This window comes from Streptomyces sp. MMBL 11-1 (assembly GCF_028622875.1).
Taxonomy (GTDB): domain Bacteria; phylum Actinomycetota; class Actinomycetes; order Streptomycetales; family Streptomycetaceae; genus Streptomyces.
The window spans coordinates 7,334,171-7,356,229 of the sequence record NZ_CP117709.1; the positions used below are offsets into that span (position 1 = coordinate 7,334,171).

The window sequence follows — 22,059 nt, forward strand, 5'->3', positions numbered from 1 at the left end:
CGATCCGTTGGCCGGAAAACCGGTGCGCTTACCATCTTTCCCGACATGGACACCATCAGCCTCTGGCAACTGGCCGCGCTCGCGGCGGCATCCACTCTCGTCGGCTTCTCCAAGACAGCTGTCAGTGGTGCCAATACCATCAGCCTCGCGATCTTCGCCGCTGTGCTCCCGGCCCGCGAATCGACCGGAGTGCTACTCCCGATCCTCATCGTCGGCGATCTTCTCGCCGTACGCGTCTACCGCCGCCACGCCCACTGGCCCACGCTGCTCCGGCTGTTCCCCGCCGTCGCGGTGGGCGTCGTCGCGGGCACCCTGTTCCTGCTGTGGGCCGACGACGCGGCGGTGCGCACCTCCAGCTGTTCATGACGGGCGTCACCCTGTGGCGCCGCCGGACCGCGGACAAGGAGACCGGGCCCGAGGCGGGCGCGGGGGCGGACAGCGGAGCCGGGGAAGCAGGTGAGGCCGCTACCGGCACCGGTCGGGCCGCGGCGCGCGGTTACGGGGTTCTCGGCGGCTTCACCACGATGGTCGCCAACGCTGGCGGACCGGTGATGTCGCTCTATCTGCTCTCGGCCGGCTTCCGCAAGCTCGGCTTCCTCGGCACCTCGGCCTGGTTCTTCCTGATCCTGAACGTGTCCAAGGTGCCGTTCAGCGTAGGTCTCGGCCTGATCGACGCCCGCTCCCTGCTGCTCGACGCCTGTCTGCTGTTGTTCGTCCTGCCCGGTGCCTACCTCGGCCGGGCATGCGTCGACCGGATCAACCAGAAGGTCTTCGACCGGATCGTCATCGGTGCGACGGTGATCGGCGGACTCCAACTGCTGCTGATCTGAGGCCGCCGGGACACCGCATCAGGGAAGCAGCAGCCAGTCCGCTCCCACGGCGGCCAGCAGCCCCACCCCCAGCAGCCAGCTGGCCAGCCGGGTACGGCCGTTCCTGCTCAGCTCGATCACCACGCCGCACAGGATGAGCGCCAGCCCGTAGACGCCGACGACGAGGACCGACGAGCGGCTCGCGATGCGCAGCCCGAGCACGAGGGCCATCGCCGCCATGCCCACCGAGGAGAGCATGATCCGCAGCCGCCGGGCCTGGCGCGGGGTGAGTCTCATCCCGTCCCGGCCGTCCTGTTCATCCCCACGGTCCTCACCGCCGGGAACATCGACTCCGTCCGTCGCCGTCGCCGCTTCCGTCCGGCCAGGCGCGTCGGCTATCGGGGAGCTGTCCCGGTCCTGGTCCTTGTCCTGGTCGGGCTGTTCGTCGTTCAGCCTGTCCTCGCGCTGGTCCTGGTGCTGGTCCTGGTCAGAAGTGCTCATGGAGCCGGATCGTAGTAGTTGTAGGGACCCGGGGTCCGCGGACCCGGGTCTTCCGCTCCCGGCTCCGCTCCGGGCCACACGCGTGGCTCTGCCCCTGGCCCCGCCCTCGGGCTACCTCCGCAGGCGGGGCGACTCGGCCGCCGCGTCGACCGTCGGGCCCGACTCCACCCGGCCCGCCAACTCCCGCGCCCAGTCGGACAGCCCGGCGACGGCGATCCCGTGCGGCCCGGACCCGGCGAACGGGGCGAGCGCCCCCGCGCCCCGGCGCAGCAGCCGCGCCCCGCCCGCGGCGTTGCCCCGCGCGGAATGGGTCAGCCCCACCGCGAGCTGGGCCAGCCCCCGCCAGAGCTCCCGTTCGTCCTCCGGACCCGACTTCCAGGCGTCCTCGAAGACCTCGTGCGCGTGGAACGGCATTCCCGCGTCCAGGAGTCGCTGCGCCTCCCCGAGCGTCTCCGCAGGTGTGCGGACGACCCCCTCCGGCTGTCGTTCGACGCCGGGTGTCCCGTACGGCAGGGGGCGTCCCAGCCCGTCACGGGGGCGCGCGTTGCGCGCCCGGCCCTCGGCATCACGGTCTCTGCGCGTCTCGTTCACCACTCGATTGTGCCCCGCACCTGCGGAGAATCATGCGAACCCTGTCGACGAGCACCCGCGCACGACTAGGCTCGACAGTCGAGAAGACTGCCTCTGTGGGAAGGGTGGGCATGAAGCCGTCCCAACCGTTGTACGAGCGTGAACCGGAACTCGCCGCCGCCGCGGAGGCGGTGGACGCCCTGTGCGGTGCGCAGGCCGTCGGCGGACTCCTGGTATTCAGCGGAGAGGCGGGGATCGGCAAGACCGCACTGCTCGCGGAGATCCGGGGGATGGCCGCCGACCGTTGCACCGTCTGGTCCGCCCGGGGAGGTGAGACCGTCACCTCCGTACCGTTCCACGTCGTACGGCAGCTGCTGCAGCCCGCACTCGACCAGTTCCCGCCCGACGAGACCCGCGCCCTGTTCGGCGACTGGTACGAGACGACCGCCCCTGCCCTGGGTCTCGCCGAGCCGAGCGGCCTGCAGCCCGACCCGCAGGGTGTGCGCGACGGCTTGGACTACGTCGTCGGCCGACTCGCGTCCCGGCTCAGCCACCGGCCGTTACTGCTGATGGTGGACGACGCGCACTGGGCGGACGGCGAATCCCTCGCCTGGCTGGCCTCGTTCACCGCTCGGCTCGGTGAACTGCCGGTCCTGGTGGTGCAGGCCCACCGCCCGCAGGAGCTGGCCGAGCGCGACGCCAACTACATCGCCGACCGCGAGGCCGAGCGCGGCCTCGGCAGCCAGGGCACGGTGGTCCGGGTCGCCCTGCGGGCCCTGACCCCGGACGCCACCGCCGTACTGGTCCGCGCGGGCCTCGGCGATCACGCCGACGACCCGTTCTGCCGCGAGGTGTGGGCCGTCACCGGAGGCAATCCGTACGAGGCGGTCGAGCTGGTCGCCAAGGTCCAGGACCGTGAACTGCCGCCGGTGGAGGAATCCGCGGGCGAACTGCGCGAGCTCGGCGCGTCCGCCAGGGGCAGCGGCCTCGTCGCCCGGCTGGAGCGGCTCGGCACGAACGCCAACCGGTTCGCCTGGGCCGCCGCGGTGCTCGGCACCGACATCTCGCAGGAACTGGCCGCCACGCTCGCCGGAATGAGCTCGGCGGAGGCCGCCGACTGCACGGCCCGGCTGCGCGACGCCCGTATCGTCAGCGGCTTCGACCCGCTGGAGTTCGTCCACCCGCTGATCGCGACAGCGGTCTACCGCTCGATCCCGCCGGCCACCCGCACCGCCATGCACGGACGCGCCGCCTGGGCGATCACCCGGGCCGGCCTCGGTGCCGCCGCGGCCTCCCGGCACCTGCTGGAAGTCCACCCGGACGACGACCAGGAACTGGTCGCGCAACTGCGGGAAGCCGCCGGCCAGCACCTCGCCGTCGGTGCGCCCGAAGCGGCCCGGCGCTGCCTGGAGCGGGCGCTGGAGGAGCCGCCGCGCCCCAAGGACCGGGCCGTCCTGCTGTACGAGCTGGGCTGCGCGACGCTGCTGAGCTCCCCGCCCACCACGGTCCAGCACCTGCGCGCCGCCCTGGACATGCCGGGCCTCGACGACGGCCTGCGGGTCGACGCCACCTTCCGGCTCGCGGCCGCGCTCGCCCACAACAACCAGCTCAAGGACGCGGCGCTCTCGCTGGCCGCCGAAGCCGCGCGCACCGCACCCGGCCCCGGGCTGATGCGCCTGCAGGCCGCGCACTTCATGTGGGAGGGCATGCAGGCCACCGAGGACGACGGACCGGCCCGCTCCCGGCGGCTCACCCGCAACGCCGACCACCTCAAGGGCCGCGACAACGCGGAGCGGGCGCTGCTCACCCTGCGGGCCTTCGACGCCATGGTGCGCGGTGAGAACGCCCAGCTCATCGTGGACCTGTGCGAACGCGCCCTGATCGACGGCAGCCCCGCCCGGGGCCTCGGCTGGACCGACTCCGAATGGGGCTTCGAACTCCCCACCATGGTCGGCATCACCTACACCTTCGTCGACCAGCTGGACCGCGCCGAGAGCCTCTTCGGCGAAGCCGTCCGGGCCTTCGAGATCTCCGGCTGGAGCGGGGCCCACCTGGCGTTCGCCCACACCCTGCTCGGCATGGTCCACCGCCGTCGCGGGCGCCTCGCCGAGGCCGAGGGCTTCCTGCGCGAAGGGCTCCGCCTCGCCGACCGCGTCGGTTCCGGGCTCCCTGTGCACTGGGACGCGGCCTGCCTGCTCATCGACACCCTGCTGGCCCGCGGACGCACGGAGGAGGCCCGCCGCATCGCCGACCGCTACCACTTCGGCCCGCCCTACCCCAGCGCCATGGTGCTGCCCGACGGACCGTGCATGCGGGGCCGCCTGCTGCTGGCGGAGGGCCGTAAGGAGGAAGCGATCGCCGAGCTCGAAGCGGCGGGCGCCGCTCTGGAGTCGCGCGAACGGTTCAACGGCATCTGGGCTCCCTGGGCCGGCGATCTGGCACGGGCCCTGGCCGAGGACGACCCGGCCCGCGCGGCCCACCTCGCCGCCCGGAACCGGGTGCACGCCGAAAGGTTCGGCACGCCCACCGCCATGGGCGAGGCGCTTCGCTGCGTCGCCCTCTTCGCGCCCCCGGAGCGGGCCGCGCAGCTGCTCGCCGAGGCGGTGGGGCACCTGGAGAAGTCCTCCTCCGCCTACGAGCACGCACTCGCCCGAGTCGACTACGGCATCGCGATCGGTTCCCACCGGGAGCTCGCCCGGGCCCAGAAGCAGGCGATGGCCTGCGGCGCCGAGGGACTGGCCGCTCGCGCCCAACGGGCACGCGCGTCGATACGGTCCTCGGAGTGAGGTAATGTTTGTCCTGCGCGGTCACCCGGGGCAACCGGGGAGAACGCGGCGGGACGTGGCGCAGCTTGGTAGCGCACTTGACTGGGGGTCAAGGGGTCGCAGGTTCAAATCCTGTCGTCCCGACTGGAGACAGTCGTAGATCAGGGCCGGTTTCGGAGCAATCCGAAACCGGCCCTGATCATTTTGGGGACCGGTCGGGGTTCTCCGGGGTCCAGCGTCATGTCAGTGTGGATGCTCGTGGCCGAGCCCGGTGAGCACGTCCTCCCAGCGTGCGGCGTCGCGCGGGACAGCGGGGGACCGTAGCCCCCCTTCGCCCCTGCCCTTCAACCGGGCCGCGACGCGAGCGGCAGCGGCTCCGTCATCGTGCGGAGAGGTCCTCGGGGAGCAGCAGCCGCAGATCGTCCCTGCTCGGCGTCGCGACGGTGCTCAGCCGGCCGGCCTGCCGGGTCATCATCTGCTCCAGCGTCTGCCGTGCCAGCCGCGCGTTACCGAAGGCCGTCCCCCTGGGGATGCCGTCGAAGTGGTCCCGCAGGGCGAGGGCCGTGCCGGGTGCGCACTCGTAACCGTTCTCGGCGGCGTGCAGGCGGACGATCGTGACCAGCTCGTCCGACGAGTAGTCGGGGAACTCGATACGCCGTGGGAAGCGGGAGGCGAGGCCGGGATTCGAGCCGAGGAACCGGTTCATCTCCGCGGTGTACCCCGCTGTGATCACCACCAGCTCGTCGCGGTGGTCCTCCATCAGCTTCAGCAGCGTCTCCACCGCCTCCTGCCCGAAGTCCGAGGAACCGGGACCCGAGTGCGGCGTCAGTGTGTACGCCTCGTCGATGAACAGGACTCCGCCCAGGGCCCTCTCGAAGACCTCCCGGGTCAGCTGTGCCGTGTGACCGACGTAGCGGCCCACCAGGTCCGCCCGGGAGACCTCGACGAGCTGGCCGCGCGGCAGGACGCCCAAGGACGCCAGCAGCTCGCCGTACAGCCGCGCCACCGTGGTCTTGCCGGTGCCGGGCGGGCCCGCGAAGACCAGATGGTTGCTGATCCTGGGCGCCGGCAGACCGGCCTCCTTCCTGCGCCGTGCGGAGCCGAGCAGGTTGACCAGGTCGCCGACCTCACGCTTGACGGCCGAGAGACCCACCAGGGCGTCCAACCGCGCCAGCGGCCCCTCCTCCCGCGCGTTCTCCGGCGAGTCGGCCGCCACGTCGCCCACGTCCATCGCGGTCAGCAGGGCCAGTTCCCGCTCACCGGCCTCCGGCAGGGTGGCGAGGCGGGTCGCCTGGCGGTCCACCATCTCCTCGAAGACCTTGCGGGCGGTGCGGCCGTTGCCGAAGCCGGCGTCGCGGGGTATCCGCTCGAAACGGGTGAACAGAGCCGTACGGGCCGCGGGATCCAGCTCGTACCTGTGGCTGGTGCACATCCGTTCCACGATGGTGACCAGCTCGCCGGAGGTGTAGTCGGAGAACTCGACGCTGCGCGTGAAGCGCGAGGCGAGACCAGGGTTGGAGGCCAGGAAATCCGTCATCTCCTTCGGATAGCCGGCCGCCACCACCACCACGTCCTCCCGGTGGTCCTCCATCAGCTTCACCAGGGTGTCGATCGCCTCGCGCCCGAAGTCGGCCCCGCTGCCGCCGTCGGAGAGCAGGGTGTACGCCTCGTCGACGAACAGCACCCCGCCGAGCGCCTTGGTGAACGTCTCGGTGGTCTTGATGGCCGTCCCACCGATGATCTGCGCCACCAGGTCCGCCCGCGACACCTCCACCAGATGCCCGGAGCGCAGCACACCGAGCGAGGCCAGGATGGACCCGTACAGCCTGGCCACCGTGGTCTTGCCGGTGCCGGGCGGGCCCGCGAAGACGAGGTGGCGACTCATCGGCGGTGCGGGCATGCCGATGCTCGCCCTTCGCTGCGCCATCCGGTTGAGGTTGATCAAGGTCAGTACCTGCTGCTTGACCTCGTCGAGGCCGATCAGCGACTCCAGTTCGGCCACCGGGCCCGTGCCCTGCCCGGAGGGGGCCGCGACCGGGGCGGCACCGCCGGGGAGCCGCCCGTCGCCCGCTGCCTCCGCGTCCTGTGTGGTGCCCCAGGAATCCGGGGCGCCGTTCTCCGTGCTGGCCAGTCCCTCCACGGTGAGCCGGTCGCCGGGCACCGTCTGGCGCACCCCGCTGCCCCGGTTGCCGCGCACGGTGCAACTGGTCAGGGACACCGCGTCGGTGCCCTCCACCCGTACGCCGTCGGCGCCGGAACCGGTCGCCTCGCAGGTGCCGAGGGAGGCCCGCGCTCCCGCGGACACGAGCACGCCGCACTCGCCCGATCCCGTCACCACGGCACGTACGGCCGACAGTTCGCCCTCGGGCGCGACATGGACGCCCGCGCCGCCCGAGTCCTCGATCCGGGTGTCGCGGAGCGTGAGCACGCCCAGTGCGCCGATGTGGACACCGGCCTTGCCGGACGTACGCAGCGCGCCCTTGCCGACGTAGAGGTTGCCGTGGCCCGAGACGTGCACCGCCGAGCCGCCCGACCGCTCGACGACGCCTTCCTCCAGCCGCCCCCTGCCGTCCTTCACGACCTCCACGCCATGGGTGCCGGACCCGGTGACGGTGGCCCGCACCAGCAGCGGATTGGCGCCGCCGCGGATCACCACACCGGACGCGCCGCTGTCCCGCACCTCGAGGCGGTCGAACTCGGCGGCCGAGTCCTCGTCGAGCAGCACCCCGATGCCCTTCGCGTCGTGGACGAGGGTGCCCGTCAGCACCGGCGAGGAGAAGGCGGTGACCCGTACGGCGGGTTCCTCGGCGGTGGCGAACACACACGCCTCGAACGTGCCGCGGCTGCGTTCGGTCACCAACAGGCTGTGCCCGCGCGTCCGTTCGGCTGAGCAGCGGGTCAGATGCGGTGAACTGCCCCCGCCCAGCACGAAACCGTGGCCGCTGACATCGCTGACCGAGACGTCCTCCAGGACCACCGGCCCGTCACTGCTCACGAACACGCCGACGGCGGCCTTGCGGACGCTGCCGCGCACCATCCGCACCGCACTCTCCTCCTCCACGGCGACCCCGGGCTTACCGGTCGCCGATATCGCGCACTCCTCCAGAAGGACATGCGCCTGTCCGTTGGCGAGGACGCCGTTGCCCTTGGCGTCCCTGAGCCGGCTGGAACGCGCGGTGATCCGTCCCCGCTCACCGGCCACCACGGCGGAGGTCCCGAGGTGTTCGACGACGCAGTCCTCCAGGAAGCTCTCGGCCTCGGAGGTGGACACCACACCCGCGCCCCCCGGGTTGCTGATGCGGCACTGGCGCAGCGCCAGCGATCCGCCGTCCCGTGCGAACAACGCCGACCAGGCCGAGCCGCGGATGTCGCACCGGTCCATCGCGAGCTGCCCGCGCGGCGCGTCGACCACCGGCAGTTCGTCGTCGTGTCCTCGCAGGACGAGGTCCCTGACCATCACCGCGTCCCCGGTGAGTGTCAGCGCCGTTCCGCGCCGGGGCGCCAGCTCCACCGTGCCCTCGCCCTCGGCGGAGGTCAGGGTGATCGCCGCCGAGATCGTCAGGCACTCCTCGTACCGCCCCGGGCCGATCCTGACGACCGCTCCGGCACGGGCCCGTGCGACGGCCTCCCCGACGGTGCGGTGCTCGCCCGTCCCGTCGGCGGCGACGGTGAGTATCTGACGTGACACGTATCTGACCTTCCGGACCCCCGCGCCGGGTTACGGGGCGCAGGCGGCATGTGGGGCGCGGGAAACTGCTGGGCCCATCATGCCTGTTGCCGCAGGTCGCCCGCCATGGTGATCGCCGCTCACCGGCCGCGCGCCCATCGCTCCGCGGCGCGTACCGGGGCGGATTCAGGCGGCCTCGGCGCGTACCGGGGTGGATCCCGGTGGCGGAGCGGGCGTCGCTACCATCGGCGTATGCGATCTTCGAGGCCCCCGGTGTTCCACGCACTCGGACCGGCCGCACTGGCCGCCCTTCTCCTGATACCCGGCACCGCGACTCCGGCCGGGGCGGCGGAGGGCGCGGACAGTCCCTCACTGCCGGGCATGCCCGCCACCGTCGCCGACGGGCGGCCCTGCACGAAGGCCTCCACCAAAAAGTCGGCCCAACTCCCTTGGGCGCAGAGCTTCCTGGGGATCGAAAGGGCCTGGGAACTGAGCCGGGGCGCGGGGGTGAAGGTCGCCGTCGTCGGTACGGGAGCCGACCTGGAGCGGGTACCCGCGCTCGACGGCGCGGTCACCGGCGGCCCGGACGTGGTGGCGGGCGGCACCGTACGGGACGACTGCGTCGGATACGGCACCTTCCTCGCGGGCATTGTGGCGGGCCGTCAGCAGCCGGGTGTCAAGGCGGCCGGGGTCGCCCCGGAGGCCGAGGTGTTCGCGGTGCGGGCCACCGACCGGACCGGCGCGACGACACCCGGGGAGCTGGCCGAGGGGATCAGGGCGGCGACCGGCTCCGGCGCGCGGATCGTCCACGTGGCACTCAGCGTCCCGTCCGCGCCGAAGGAGTTGAAGGAGGCGGTCCGGGCCGCGCGGAAGGCCGGGGCCCTGGTGGTGGCGCCCGCCTCCGCACGGCAGTGGGAGAGCGGCACGGCGTCGCAGGCGGTGAACGGCCCCGCCTACCCGGCCGCGCTGCCCGGGGTGCTCGCCGTCGCCTCGGTGGGGCCGGGCGGCGAGCCCGAGACGCCCGGCCCGGAGAAAGGGCGGCGGACGGAGCCCGAACTGAACGCCCCCGGCGTCTCGGTGACCGGCCCGGGGCCCGGCGGTCGCGGTCAGTTCACCGGCCACGGCGACGCGGTGGCCGGCGCCTTCGTCGCCGGTACGGCCGCGCTGGTCCTCTCGTACCATCCCCGGCTGACCGCCGATCAGGTGGCGCACAGGCTGCGCTCCACGGCCTACGGAGCCCCCGGTGACACGCCGGGCCTGGGTCTTGGGCCGGGAATCGTGGACCCCGTGCGGGCGCTGTCCGCCGTACTTCCCGAAGAGCACACGGCCGCCCCCGTGGCGGGGGAGGACGCACCGGCGCCGGCTGTACCGCCGCTCGACCCGCCGGAGGCGCGAAACCGCGCGCTGGCCGTGGCGGGCGTGGCGGCCGGGGTGGCGCTGCTCGTCGCCTTCCTGGGGTTCGTCCTTCCCCGAGGGGTTCGCAGGGGATGGCGGCCGGGCCGGGCGGCGGAGCCCGTCACCGAAGCGGACTGACTCCCCGGCCTCGCAGTTTTCGACGAAGGGCAGGGCGAGCGGGGGCGCCTGCCCGGACCGCTCTCCCGGCCGGGGCGCGCGGGCCTACCGGGAGCCCTCGGTCTCCGGCAGCAGCGGGGTCTGCACCTGAACCACACCCCTGCGTGTGATCAACTGAGCCCGTCCCGGCGGCAGTTGCCTCGGCTTGGTGTCGTTGAACAGATAGCCCTCCGACGGCGGGCAGGAAAGCAGCGCCGCGGGCGTGTTCACCTCCAGCAGACGGCGCAGCAGCGGGTCGTTCATCGCCCGCGACGCGCCGTTGGCGCTCCGTGCGACGATCAGGTGCAGCCCGAGCTCCGCGCCCTGGGCGAGGTAGTCGAGCAGCGGCCCGAAGTGGTTGCTCATGTTGCCGCCGGACACCATGTCGTAGTCGTCCACGACCAGGAACACCTGCGGACCGTTCCACCAGTCCCGCCGCTTCAGCTGTTCGGGCGAGACGTCCGCGCCGGGCAGGCGCTCCTTCATGGCCCGTGCGACGCCGTCCACCGCCTGCTTGAGCACGTCGACGGAGACGGCGTAGCCCAGCCGGTGCGACTCGGGGACGCTCTTCAGCAGCCCACGCCGGTAGTCGACCAGCATCACCCGGGCCTGGTCGGGGGTGTAGCGCTCGGTGAGCGCCTGGCAGACCGAGCGCAGCAGGTTGGTCTTGCCGGTCTCCGCGTCGCCCACCACCACCAGGTGCGCGCTCTGGGCGAAGTCGTGCCACATGACGCCGAGCTGATTGGCCTCCAGGCCCAGCGGCAGGCGCAGATCGCCGTCCGTGTCGACCTCGGCGGCGGGCAGCTCGGAGGGTTCCAGGATCGTGGGCAGCGTGCGGACCGCGGGCGCGGGCCGACCCTGCCAGTGCTCGGCCACACGGGCCACCGCGTCGGCGACGCCCGCCCCGAGGTCCGAGGCGCTGTCGCCGCCGTCCAGCCGGGGCAGAGCGGTGAGGAAGTGGTGCTGGGAATCGGTCATGCCGCGGCCGGGCGATCGGGGGACGGTCGCGGCGGCCCGCATATTGATCATGGAGTCCATGCTGTCGCCGAGCCGCAGTTCGAAGCGGGTGCCGAGCTGGTCCCGCAGCGCGGTGGGAATCTCCGACCAGCGCCCCGACGCGACGACGAGGTGCACCCCGTAGTTGAGGCCCCGCGCCGCCAGCGCGGTGAAGGTGTCCATGATGTCCATGAAGTCCTGGCGGACCGTGCCCCAGCCGTCGACGACGAGGAACACGTCGCCATACGGCTCATCGGGCATCTCGCCGGCGGCCCGGCGGGCACGCAGAGTCGCCATGGAGTCGATGCCCAGCTCGGAGAACTGCCGCTCGCGCCGGGCCACCAGCCCGTGCATCTCGGCCAGTGTGCGCTGGACCCGCTCCGGGTCCAGCCGCCCCGTCACCCCGCCCACATGGGGCAGGTCGAGGAGCGAACCGAGCGAGCCACCGCCGAAGTCCAGGCAGTAGAACTGGACTTCGCGCGGGGTGTGCGTCAGGGCGAGTGACATGATCAGGTCGCGTACGAGTGTGGACTTGCCGCTCTGCGGGCCACCCGCGATACCGATGTGCCCGCCCGCGCCCGACAGCTCGGCCACCAGGGGCTCGCGACTCTGGTCGAAGGGGCGGTCGATGATGCCCACCGGCACCGTCAGCTTCCCGTGCAGAGCGGTGTCCACGCTGGTGAGCCCCCGCCCGGGGTGCGGCTCCACCCCCATCAGCAGAACGTCCAGGGACAGCGGGCTGTCCAGCGGCGGCAGCCAGACCCGGTGCGCGGGCCTGCCGCCCTCCCGCATCCGGGAGACGGCCAGCGCGAGCAGGGACTCCTCGCTCTCCTCCACCACCGGCCGGGGGTCCGGGTCGGGAGCGGGGAGCCGGGGCGCGGTCCACTCCGTGCGGTAGGCGACCACCTGACCGGCGACGGCCGACGGTCCGACCCTGCGGACACCCTGGTAGGGCCCGGAGACGTACGCGGCCTTGAACCGGACCAGGGTCCCGGTGTCCTTCTTCAGGATGGCGCTGCCGGGCACCGAGGGCAGCTGATAGGCATCCGGTACGCCCAGGACGCCGCGGCTCTCCATCGAGGAGAACGTGCGCAGCGCGATCCGGTACGACAGGTGGGACTCCAACTGGGTCATCCGGCCCTCGTCCAGCCGCTGCGACGCGAGCAGCAGATGCACGCCCAGGCTGCGGCCCAGCCGGCCCACCATCACGAACAGATCCATGAAGTCGCGGTGCGCGGAGAGAAGCTCGCTGAACTCGTCGACCACGACGAAGAGCGTCGGCAACGGCTCCAGTTCGGCCCCTGCGGCCCGCGCCGCCTCGTACTCGTACGCCGACGTGTAGTTCCCGGCGCTGCGCAACAGCTCCTGGCGGCGCATCAGTTCGCCGTGCAGCGCGTCCTGCATGCGCTCGACCAGGGAGGACTCGTCGGCGAGGTTGGTGATCACGGCGGAGGTGTGGGGCAGGCCGTCCAGGCCGAGGAAGGTGGCGCCGCCCTTGAAGTCGACCAGGACGAAGTTCAGCTTCTCCGAGGAGTGGGTGAGCGCCAAGGCCAGTACCAGGGTCCGCAGCAGTTCCGACTTGCCGGAGCCCGTCGCACCGATCAGCACGCCGTGCGGGCCCATCCCGCCCTGTGCCGCCTCCTTGATGTCCAGTTCCACCGGGGTGCCGTCACCGGCGAGTCCCAGCGGCACGCGCAGCCTGGCCCGTTCGCCGCGGTCCTCGCGCACGGCGTCCAGATCGACGGTGTGCAGATCGGGGAGACCGAGCAGAGTGGTCAGCTGCACGTCAGAGGTGAGCGCCTCCCCGTTGTCCGTGGTGATGCCCATCCGGTACGGCGACATCAGCGCGGCCAGCGCCCTGGCCCGCCGGGGGCCCAGCACGTCCGGCCTGCCGAGCGCGGACACGGTCTCCTTGCCCGAACGGTCGGTGCTGACCAGCTCGAGCCGCTGCCGCCCGATCCGCAGCCGCAGTGTGTGGCGGGACTGACGCCAGGGCAGGGACCCGGCCACGTCCAGGGTCACCACGTTGCGGTAGCCGTCGGTGGCCAGCCGGGAGTCGGCGGGGGTGCGTGCGCTGTCCAGCACCACGACGCAGTAGGGCTCCTCGGCGCTGGGAGCGGCGTCCGCCTCGAAGGCGGGCCGGCCGGTCAACTCCTCGCCGAGCAGGGATTCGAGACCCATCACGGAGTCGGTGACCAGCCGCACGGGGCCGCCGCCGTCGACGTCCGTCGGGTGCTGGGCGTGGGGCAGCCACTTCACCCACTCCCAGGAGCCCCGGCGGTCGTGGTCCGCCAGCACCACGATCCGCAGGTCCTGGGGCGCGTGGAACACGCTCAACTGGGCCAGCAGGGCCCGGACCATCCCGTGCGCGGCCTCCTCCTCGGCCTGGAGCAGGACACGGGCGTAGGTGCGCAGATAGACCGCGACCGGCTGGTCGGGCACCGTGCCGTAGGCCTTGATGAAGCGTCGCAGGGCGTGCGCGGACAGCGGCTCCAGGTCCTCGACCGGCTTGGTACTCAACGGCGTCAGTTTCGTGGCCAGTTGCTGTTCGCCCACCGCGATCCGCACCTCGGCGAAGTCCGCGTGCGCCGCTCGACGCTCCCAGAGCCTGGACGTCGGCACCAGGCCCCACAGGGACAGCGGGTCCGGGTGGGACCACGCCTGCGCCTCCCGCTGCTGGGTGATCACCTTGCGGACGCGCCTGCGGCTGATCGACAGGTACCGCATGTAGTCGCGCCGCTCGCCGAGCAGCGCCCGCTTGCGGTCCCCGGACGCCCGGACGATCTGCGACACCAACATGCCGACGGCCGACAGTGCCATGAGTCCGATGGCGACGTACATCATGGGGCCGCCACCGCTGCCGGGGCGAAGGAAGATGAGCACCATGCCGAGCGAACTGAGCGCCATCGGCATGTACGTGATCATGTTGCCCATCGCGCTCTGCGTCTCCGGCACCGTGGGCGGCTCCTGGAGGCTCAGTTCGCCTTGGGGCATCTCGGGGCCAAGACGCCGGGGAGGCCTCTTGAAGAGGACCACGCTCAAAGGGAATCGCCTTCCTGGGGGTGTCGACGGTCGCCGGAACGCGTCTTCCGGGTGACAGGAAAACAGACGCTCCGGGTACGGCCGACGGTGCGGGAGTGCAGGCCGGAGCGGGCGGGACGCGGCCGCTGTTCCCGGCGGCACCCCACAACGTACAGACTGCACGCACAAGTTAATGTGATCAATCTGACCGCGTCGACCACTGTCATGGAAGGCGATGAAACGCGCTTGACCGACATTTCCGCGGCACCTCTGTGCCGCCTCACGGTGCTGACGCCCGATCGCTCCGTGGAACTCGCCGTACCGTCCGACATCGTGCTCGCCGACCTCATGCCGACCATCGTCGACCACGGGGGCGCCGACCTCTACGAACGTGGCGCCCAGGCGGGCGGCTGGGTCCTGCAACGGCTGGGCCAGGAACCCCTCGACGACGAGAACACCCTCGGCGACCTCGGCCTGCACGACGGCGAGACGGTGCACCTGCGGCTGCGGGGGGACGCACTCCCCGAGATCCACTACGACGACCTCGTGGACGGACTCTCCACCCGGCTGAGGGAACGCCCCGACTCCTGGCGGCCCGTGTGGTCGCACCACCTCATGACCGGTCTCGCCCTGAGCGCCCTCGCCACGGGGCTGCTGCTCCTGCTGCTGCCCGGGCCCCCGGGCCTCAGGGCGGTCATCGCCGCGGCGACCGCGGTCCTCCTGCTGGCCGGTGCGGCGGCCGCCTCCCGGGCGGTCGGCGATGTCGGCGCGGGCGGTGCGCTCGGCGCGGCGGCCATTCCCTTCTTCGCCCTGACCGGCGCCCTGGTGCCCCAAGGCGCCGCGTCCGACGCGGAACTGGGCGCACGTCTGCTGGCGGGCTGCTCCGCGGCGGCCGGCGCCGCCGTGCTCGCGCTGGCCGCTGTCGGGGCGTGCGCCCCGCTGTTCCTGGCCGCCGCCCTGGCCGCCGTCCTCGGCGCCGTCGCGGGAGCGGTCATGCTCTTCGGCGTCCCCGTGACCGGCACCGCCGCGCCGCTGATCCTGGCGATCGTCCTGCTGGGGAACTTCCTGCCGTCGCTGGCGTTCCGTCTGTCCGGTCTGAAGGTGCCGCTGCTGCCCACCAACGCGGGGCAGCTCCAGGAGGGCATCGAGCCCACCCCCGACGAGCGGATCGCCGCCCGCGGAGCCGTTGCCGACGGCTATCTCACCGGCCTCTACGGTGCCACCGGCCTGGTCGCCGCGGGCTGCCTCACAACCCTGGCGCTCGAGACGTCCTGGGCGCCGCTGACCCTGGCCGCGGTCCTGTGCGCGCTGATGTTCACGCACGCGCGGGGGATCGGCGGCGCCTGGCAGCGCCTCGCCGTCGTCCTGCCCGCCGCCTACGGTTCCCTGGCCCTGGTGGTGCAGCTCGTCCTGCGTACCGACGAGGGCTCCCGGCCGCTGCTGCTCGCCGGTCTGCTGGCCGTCGCCGCGGTGCTCGCGATCACGGGCTGGACGCTTCCCGGCCGCCGCCTGGTGCCCTACTGGGGTCGCGCGGTCGACCTGCTCCAACTGCTCTTCGCCATCGCCCTCGTCCCGCTGGCCCTGCTCGTCGCCGGTCTCTACGGGTATCTGCGGGGCCTCAACAGCTGAGCCGACGCTCCGGCGTCCGCTGCCGGAAAGCCGGAAGATCCCGGGGGCCGAGGCGCAGAGCCCCGGACCCACGGGCCCTCGCGCGCCGGGCCGACGCCCGGTCGGAAAGGCAAGGAATGCAGTCCAGGCGGGACCAGGTCCACGCGCACATGTTCGTCATGAGCCGGCTGTCACTGGGAATGCTCCGGGACGACCCGGACGCCCCCGAGTCGGCCCACCGGCGGACCACGAAGGGGTTCGTCATCGGTCTCGTGGTCGCGGCGCTGGCCGCGCTCGTCGTCGCGGTGTACGGGCTGGTGGTGCCCGGCGGTTCGAACGCGTGGAAGGCCACCGGAACGCTGGTGATCGACGAACGTTCGGGCGCCCGCTACCTCACCCTCGACGGAGTCCTCCACCCGGTCCTGAACGAGACCTCCGCCCGGCTGCTGGCGGGCGACCGGATGAAGGCCGTGAGCGTGGAGCCGGCCTCCATCGAGGACGCGCCGCGCGGTGCGACCGTGGGCATCGTCGGCGCACCGGATCCGCTGCCGCGGGCGGACTTGCTCAGTCGCGAGGCCTGGTCGGTGTGCGCCACCCGGCCCGACGCCGCCGAGGCCCCCCTGCTCACCCTGGCCGTCGGTCAGTCCGCCAAGGGCAGGCCCGTCGCCTCGGACCGCGCCACTCTGGTCCGTTCCGTCCCGGGCGATGACACCTACCTCCTCTGGCACGGCACCCGGCTACGGCTGAGCACCGCGAACTACGCGCTCCAAGCGCTGGGTTACGACCCGGGCGGGGCGTACCCGGTACCCGACGCCTTCCTCAACGCGCTGCCCCCGGGCCCGGACCTGGCGGTGCCGGAGGTGGCCCGGCGCGGCAAGGCGGGCCCGACGCTGGCAGGGCGCCCGACACGGATCGGGCAGCTCTTCGAAGGTCCCGGCGGCCGCTATCTGTTGACGGAGAGCGGGCTGACCGAGGTCACCGCACTGGAGGAGGCGCTGTTGAAGGGCGACCCGCGTACCCAGCGGACGGCCTACGACGGCGAGACGGTGGTTCTTCCCACGATCGGTCCGGACGATCTGGCACGCCATCAGGACCCCAAGCCGACCCGGCTCGTCGGGGCCGGCGGAGGTAACGTGCCGACCGGTCTGCCCACGCCCAGCCCCGTCGGCGCGGGCGAGGGCGTCTGCGCCGTCGTCGGCAGTGCGGACGGCAGGCCGACGGTCTCGGTCGTCCTGCCCCGCGCGGCTTCGGTGAGCGGCCGTCCGGTCTCCAACCAGCCCGGGATCTCGGTGGGTTCCGGAGCAGCGGACCTGTTCGCGGTGCGTCCGGGAGGCGGAGCGCTCGTCACGGCGCTCTCCTCCGCGGGGACGGCCACGGCGCACTACCTGGTGACGGAGTCGGGCGCCAAGTACCCGGTACCCGGGGGCGAGAAGGGGCTCCAGCGGCTCGGATACGGAGTGGATCGGTCCGTGCCCGTCCCCTCGGGGGTCCTCGGGATGCTCGCCTCCGGACCCGCGCTCGACGGAACGGCCTTGTTGGAGCGAGGACTCGTGGAGGCGTCGCGGAGCACGGCGCCCCGATAGTCGATTCGCCCGCCGGTGAGAAGAATTGAGGTTTCTCTGAGGAAGGGCGAGCCGAGGGATACAGGCCTTCTACGGCATTCGCGCAGCTCACGGCCGTATCGAAGAGGAACGCTCAGATTGTCGGGGAGCACAGGTGCCAATACCCCGGGCGGCGTATTAACCTGATCATCCGTCGGCTACCGGAGGGCGTGATTCCCGGTGCGGTCCGGCTGCCGTGCACCTGTGGTGCCGTCGTGTTGCCCCAGCGTCCAGGAGGACTCCCATGACTGATGTCTCCGGTTTCAACGTCAATTCGGCCGACGGTCTGTCCAACGACGAAACAGCGATGCTGGAGACACTGAAGACGTTGGACCAGCATCTTCGCGACATGGATGAGGCCGGCCGCAAGGTCAGGGCCATCCAGGGTCAGGTCCGGGCCGCATACCAGGCGGTTTCCTCCGAGACCCACGCGGCCGGCATCGACGAGTGGCTCAGGACGCATGCCCGGGTCATGGAGCGTACGCAGTTCTTCCGCGAGGGCACCGCGATGGCCAACCGGCTTCTCGGGGACGCGGAGCACGAGGCGAACTCCTACGCCGCCGGCATCTCCGGCATGATCAACCCCGGGTGACTTTCTCCGTGCGTCTCTCCGCAGTTCGTTCCCCGTTCTCTTAACGCCTCATGAGGAGTTCCGCCAATGTCTGTCAAGATCAGCCACCAAGGGGTCCAGGACGCCGTCAGGAACATGGACGCGGCCCAGCGGGAGATGAAGGAGGCGCTCGCGTGGATGGAGAAGAACTTCGGCTCCCTGCGCGACACCCTGAGCGGTCAGACCCGTACCTCCTGGGAGGATTTCCAGGCTGAGCTGGCCAAGATCAAGCTTCAGCTCGACGAGCAGTACGGCGTCGCCCGGACCACTCTCCAGCGCATGCACGCCCGGCAGATCGACGGCGACCTCGACGGCGGCCGTGGCCTGAACAACCTCCAGGGCAGCTGACCCGACCGATCGAGTCCGACTTCCGCGAGGAGCGAGCATGGCCAGCGACGAGACCCCGGGCGACATCTTCCAGTCGACCGAGGGCGTCTATCTCAGGTACGCCAACCAGGAGATTCCCAGGTTCCGCCGCGATATCACGGTCAAGGCGGAGTACGTGAGCCTGGGGTCGAAGATTCCGCTGGCGGTCGGCCTCCCCGAGAAGTGCGCGCAGGCGAAGGCACTGGAAGGCCAGTTGGAGGCGTACCGCACCAGCATGCGGACCCGGTACGACACGGCCGTCACGCTCATGAACAACCTCTCCGCGAGCCTGCGTGACGTGGAGACCAAGCACAAGGACGCCGAGGACGACTCCACGAGCATCGGCGGCACCCTCGTCGAGGAGTTCTCCGAGATCCTGACCCCGAAGGGCAAGTGAGACCGTGGTCGAGGTGCCTCCCGGGATGCCGGCCACGTGGGAGGGCATCCTCGCCATGTTCCACGACGGAACCACCAAACTCCCGGACCGGAACCAGGTGGCGGGCGCCTCGTCGAAGAAGTGGATCACCAAGGAGGTCAACGGCGCCTGGCACTCGGAATCCCCGGAGTCCAAGGCGAAGGAGTGGCAGCTGGACGGTTGGTATGCCTTCGACTTCCCGGCCCGCGGGGACAATCGATATCTGATGTTCGGATTCGGTTACAACTGGACCGACTTCGGCAACGACGGCGGCGCGTTGTCGGAATTCACCAGCGCGACCGAACCGATACTCGGATCGGCCGTGTCCGGAGGGAACAAGGACACCAATCCGCTGATGTCGAGCCTGGCGTCCGACGTCTTCGAGAACATGGATATCTGGACCGGCGGATGGGTGGCCCAATTCCATGAATGGGCCGAGAAGGTAGGCAATGGGTCCGAAGAACTGGAAGGTGAATCTGCCGCTCTCTTCGAAGCTGTTCTCCAAGGAGTGAAGCGTTCACTTCTGGAGACGCAGTCCTTCTACATGAGCGGTGCGATAAAGGACGATCTCGAAGCGGTGAGCGTTCAGCTGACGGCCACCCTCCAGGTTCTGCAAAAGAACTTCTGGGCCTGGTTCGGCAAGGAAGTAACCGTGGAAAGCGCCCTCGACACGTCCCGCCTGGGGTCCGTCTCCATGGCGTTTCCCCATCTGCGTGCGGAGTTCCTGAAAGCGATTGGTGCCAGGACGTTCCTGTCGGACCACGATCCGACGGTCAGCGGTTTGGACTGGAGCGGTATAGAGAGCGCTGCGAAGCAGCGCTGGCTCGCGGAAGTCGAGACCGGCCTCGATCTGGCGTCGGCGCAGACGATGGTCGATCTGGCGACGGCGTACGACAAGGCGAGTGCGAAACTCTCCGACGCGAACTCCATCGTGAAGCCCACGTTCACCATCTCGCTGACCCCTGAGGAACAGAAGAAGTTCTACGGCGACGCGGGCACCGGGGGCGGCCCCGGTGGCGAGGGCGGAGCCGACGACTTCATCAACAAGTTCAAGGAGATGTTCGGCGGCGGTGAAGGGGGCGGCGTGGGCGGCGCCGGCGCGGGCGGTGAGGGAGGCGGCCTCGGCGCCGGAGGCGGCCATACGGGCCTCGGCGGCCCGCCACCGATCACCGGTCCGAGCGGGGGGATATCCTCCACCAACGTTCCGAAGGTCCCCAGCCTCGGTGCCGTCCCGAATCCGGTCACCGGGTCCAGCGGCGGCATCTCCGGTGGGAGCAACCCCCCGGGAGGCGGTGGGCTGCCGGCCGGATCGCGCATCGACCCCAGGACCGGCGCCGTCACCGACGCCCGGGGCAAGCCGGTCCTCGGCACGGACGGCAAGCCTCTGATCATGCCGCCCGGCTCCACCATCGGCCCCGGCGGTAAGATCATTTCACCCGTGACCGGCGGACCGAAGCCACCGACGCTTCCGAGCGGTTCCCTCTCCGGAGGTTCGACCCGTGGCTTCGGTATCGACGCCGAGGGCAATCTCATCGTTCCCAAGGGCACCAAGGTGGACGCTCAGGGAAACCTGATCGGCGCGGACGGCAAGCCCCTGACCAACATGTACGGAGGGAAGCTCAGCGTGCCGCCGGGCTCCCGGATCAACGCCGACGGCACCATCACCGATCCGCAGGGCAAGCACGTGACCGAGAGCAACAACCTGAAGACCCGCAACCCCAGGACGCTCGACGAACTGCTCAACGGCCAGCGCCGCCCGTCCACGGCGAGCGGCGAGTTCTTCGGCGGTTCGAAGAATGCCTCCGAAGGTCTGCGCAAGATGGTCGACAGCAATGGCAACCCCGTGCGCGAGGCGACATCCGGGGTGTCCGGACTCAGCGGTCGGGCCCGTGCCGCCCTGGGACTGCCCGCGGTGCCGAGCGTCGCGATGCCGCAGGGCACCGTGCCCACCACCCAGTCGATCGGAGCCCTCGGCCGGGGCGGAGTGGGCGGCGGCACGGGGACCGGCATGCCCTTCATGCCGCCAATGGGCATGGGCGCGGGCGGCGCTCCGGGCGGCGGCGCGGGCAACGGCGGCGAGCGGCAGCGCAACGTATGGCTCTCGGAGGACGAAGAGGTGTGGGGCACCGAGCCCGACGCCGGAACGGGGGTGATCGGACGATGAGTTCCGCAGGCGCGAAGACGGGCGGAACCCCCCTCGGGGGAGCGGTCTCCACCACCGGAGGCGAGGGGGCCGCGACGCCCCCGGTGCCCGACGACATCCGTGCGGCGGCGCGCACCGCACCCGAGCACTGGTTCGGCATGGTGGACCCCGCGTGGAGCGGGGACGGCGCACCGCCCCTGTGGGCGGTGATCGGGCAGTGGCGTTCGGACGCCGACGGTGAGATCACCGAATGGCAGCGGAACGACGCGTACCGTCCCTCACCGGGGATGCTCGGCTGGCCCGAGCCGACCGACGACGTGGACGCCGCCATGCAGCTCGCGGCCACCGGCTACGGCCCCGTCGAGGCCGTGGCCCTGGCCGTGGTCACCGCCGAACTGGCCGTTCTGACCGCGCCCGGCGGCGGTGTGGTCAGTGCCTGTACCCCGGACGGCGACCCGGTGGTGCCGGTGTTCACCGCGCCCGGCCACCTGGAGCGGGCGGGAGCCCTCGCCCACCGCGTACTGCCCGTCTCGGAGGCGTTGGCGCTCGTGCCCGAGGGCCAGGACCTGTACCTCAACCCGACCGGCCCCGTCGCCCTGCGGCTGTCCGAGGACGACCTGTCCCGCGCCGTCGACGTACTGGAAGCGGCGGAAAGCAAGGAGGAGCAGAACTGATGGTGTCGTTCCAGGAACAGCTCGCGGAGGCCATGGCCGACCTCGCGGAGCAGACGAAGAAGATCCAGCAGGTCCAGGAGGAACTCGCCAGGGCATCCGCCTCGGTGACGTCCAAGGACCGGATGGTCACCGCGTCGGTCAACGCACACGGCGAGGTCCTCTCCTTCAAGTTCCACACCGAGGGCTACCGCACGATGCCGGGGGCCCAGCTCGCCGAGGTGCTCAAGACCACCGTCAACGCGGCGCGCCTGGAGATGAACTCCAAGGTCAGCGGCTCGGTACGGCCGCTGATGGGAAGCCAGGAGGAGTTGGCGAGCGGTCTCTTCGGCGGCGGTGAGCTCGACGACCTGCTCGCCCCGCTGCGCGCGATGCATCCCGAGGGCCTGAACGAGACGGTGCTGGGGGACAGCAGGAAGAAGCCCGGGAACCGTGGCGAGGAGGACGAGTTCTATGGCTGACGGAACCCTCAGCGTTCCAGGTGACCTGCCGCGCCGGTTCACCCAGTTCGGGGAGATCTCACGGATCGTCGGCGAACTCGGCGTTCTCAACGACCACATCAACGTCGAGAACAGGACCGCCGGGGGCAAGGACGACGTGTACGCGAAGCAGTACCACAAGTTCGTCGACTCGACCGGCAAGGGGCTCACCTACGGCCTCGAAGGTCTCTCCGATCTGCTCGAAATGGTCGGCATCAGTGGCAACAACGCCTCGGTCATCCTGAACGACGCCGAGAACGACGCCAACCACATCGCCGCCGGCTGA

15 protein-coding genes, 1 tRNA gene and 1 pseudogene are annotated in these 22,059 nt (G+C 71.3%); 13 read left to right on the forward strand and 4 right to left on the reverse strand.

Annotation, left to right across the window (positions count from 1 at the left end; genetic code table 11):
* Positions 1-45: 45 nt before the first annotated feature.
* Positions 46-830: pseudogene (locus PSQ21_RS32355) on the forward strand (sulfite exporter TauE/SafE family protein).
* 18 nt (positions 831-848) lie between these two features.
* Here the strand turns inward: PSQ21_RS32355 and PSQ21_RS32360 are convergent.
* Both PSQ21_RS32360 and PSQ21_RS32365 read right to left on the reverse strand, forming a co-directional pair.
* On the reverse strand, positions 849-1,310 hold the full coding sequence (locus PSQ21_RS32360) for a hypothetical protein (RefSeq protein WP_274034911.1): 462 nt from the start codon (positions 1,308-1,310) through the stop codon (positions 849-851).
* A gap of 111 nt (positions 1,311-1,421) precedes the next feature.
* Positions 1,422-1,901, reverse strand: a complete 480-nt coding sequence (locus PSQ21_RS32365; RefSeq protein WP_274034912.1) for a DUF309 domain-containing protein — start codon at positions 1,899-1,901, stop codon at positions 1,422-1,424.
* 110 nt (positions 1,902-2,011) lie between these two features.
* On the opposite strand from PSQ21_RS32365, the gene PSQ21_RS32370 reads away from it, so the two are divergent.
* On the forward strand, positions 2,012-4,666 hold the full coding sequence (locus PSQ21_RS32370) for an ATP-binding protein (RefSeq protein ID WP_274034914.1): 2,655 nt from the start codon (positions 2,012-2,014) through the stop codon (positions 4,664-4,666).
* A gap of 49 nt (positions 4,667-4,715) precedes the next feature.
* A tRNA-Pro gene (locus tag PSQ21_RS32375) sits at positions 4,716-4,789 on the forward strand.
* Positions 4,790-5,024: 235 nt separating this feature from the next.
* Here the strand turns inward: PSQ21_RS32375 and PSQ21_RS32380 are convergent.
* The gene (locus tag PSQ21_RS32380; protein WP_274034915.1) at positions 5,025-8,333 is read right to left on the reverse strand and encodes an AAA family ATPase; all 3,309 of its coding nucleotides are present in this window, start codon (positions 8,331-8,333) and stop codon (positions 5,025-5,027) included.
* Between the two features lie 231 nt (positions 8,334-8,564).
* On the opposite strand from PSQ21_RS32380, the gene PSQ21_RS32385 reads away from it, so the two are divergent.
* Positions 8,565-9,845 carry a S8 family serine peptidase gene (locus tag PSQ21_RS32385; protein ID WP_274034917.1) on the forward strand — a complete coding sequence of 427 codons (1,281 nt, stop codon included), beginning with the start codon at positions 8,565-8,567 and terminating at the stop codon, positions 9,843-9,845.
* A gap of 84 nt (positions 9,846-9,929) precedes the next feature.
* Here the strand turns inward: PSQ21_RS32385 and eccCa are convergent, their stop codons facing one another.
* Positions 9,930-13,853 carry a type VII secretion protein EccCa gene (eccCa, locus tag PSQ21_RS32390; RefSeq protein WP_274036048.1) on the reverse strand — a complete coding sequence of 1,308 codons (3,924 nt, stop codon included), beginning with the start codon at positions 13,851-13,853 and terminating at the stop codon, positions 9,930-9,932.
* A 273-nt stretch (positions 13,854-14,126) separates the two neighbouring features.
* Here eccCa and eccD point away from each other — a divergent pair, with 273 nt between their 5' ends.
* The 9 genes from eccD (at position 14,127) to PSQ21_RS32435 (ending at position 22,059) form a co-directional block, all read left to right on the forward strand.
* Complete coding sequence (gene eccD / locus PSQ21_RS32395) at positions 14,127-15,509, forward strand: type VII secretion integral membrane protein EccD (RefSeq protein WP_274034919.1); 1,383 nt, start codon at positions 14,127-14,129, stop codon at positions 15,507-15,509.
* A gap of 116 nt (positions 15,510-15,625) precedes the next feature.
* Complete coding sequence (gene eccB / locus PSQ21_RS32400) at positions 15,626-17,071, forward strand: type VII secretion protein EccB (protein ID WP_274034920.1); 1,446 nt, start codon at positions 15,626-15,628, stop codon at positions 17,069-17,071.
* Between the two features lie 262 nt (positions 17,072-17,333).
* Entirely contained in the window at positions 17,334-17,681 is a 348-nt protein-coding gene (locus PSQ21_RS32405) for a hypothetical protein (protein ID WP_274034921.1), read from the forward strand.
* Positions 17,682-17,747: 66 nt separating this feature from the next.
* Positions 17,748-18,047 carry a hypothetical protein gene (locus tag PSQ21_RS32410; protein WP_274034922.1) on the forward strand — a complete coding sequence of 100 codons (300 nt, stop codon included), beginning with the start codon at positions 17,748-17,750 and terminating at the stop codon, positions 18,045-18,047.
* A gap of 37 nt (positions 18,048-18,084) precedes the next feature.
* Positions 18,085-18,462: a hypothetical protein gene (locus PSQ21_RS32415; RefSeq protein ID WP_274034923.1), complete on the forward strand. Its 378-nt coding sequence runs from the start codon at positions 18,085-18,087 to the stop codon at positions 18,460-18,462.
* 97 nt (positions 18,463-18,559) lie between these two features.
* Entirely contained in the window at positions 18,560-20,644 is a 2,085-nt protein-coding gene (locus PSQ21_RS32420; protein ID WP_274034925.1) for a hypothetical protein, read from the forward strand.
* Entirely contained in the window at positions 20,641-21,297 is a 657-nt protein-coding gene (locus PSQ21_RS32425) for a type VII secretion system-associated protein (protein ID WP_274034926.1), read from the forward strand. The genes PSQ21_RS32420 and PSQ21_RS32425 overlap by 4 nt, the downstream gene beginning before the upstream one ends.
* Positions 21,297-21,755: a YbaB/EbfC family nucleoid-associated protein gene (locus PSQ21_RS32430; RefSeq protein WP_274034927.1), complete on the forward strand. Its 459-nt coding sequence runs from the start codon at positions 21,297-21,299 to the stop codon at positions 21,753-21,755. Before PSQ21_RS32425 ends, PSQ21_RS32430 begins: the two co-directional genes overlap by 1 nt.
* On the forward strand, positions 21,748-22,059 hold the full coding sequence (locus PSQ21_RS32435) for a hypothetical protein (protein ID WP_274034928.1): 312 nt from the start codon (positions 21,748-21,750) through the stop codon (positions 22,057-22,059). The genes PSQ21_RS32430 and PSQ21_RS32435 overlap by 8 nt, the downstream gene beginning before the upstream one ends.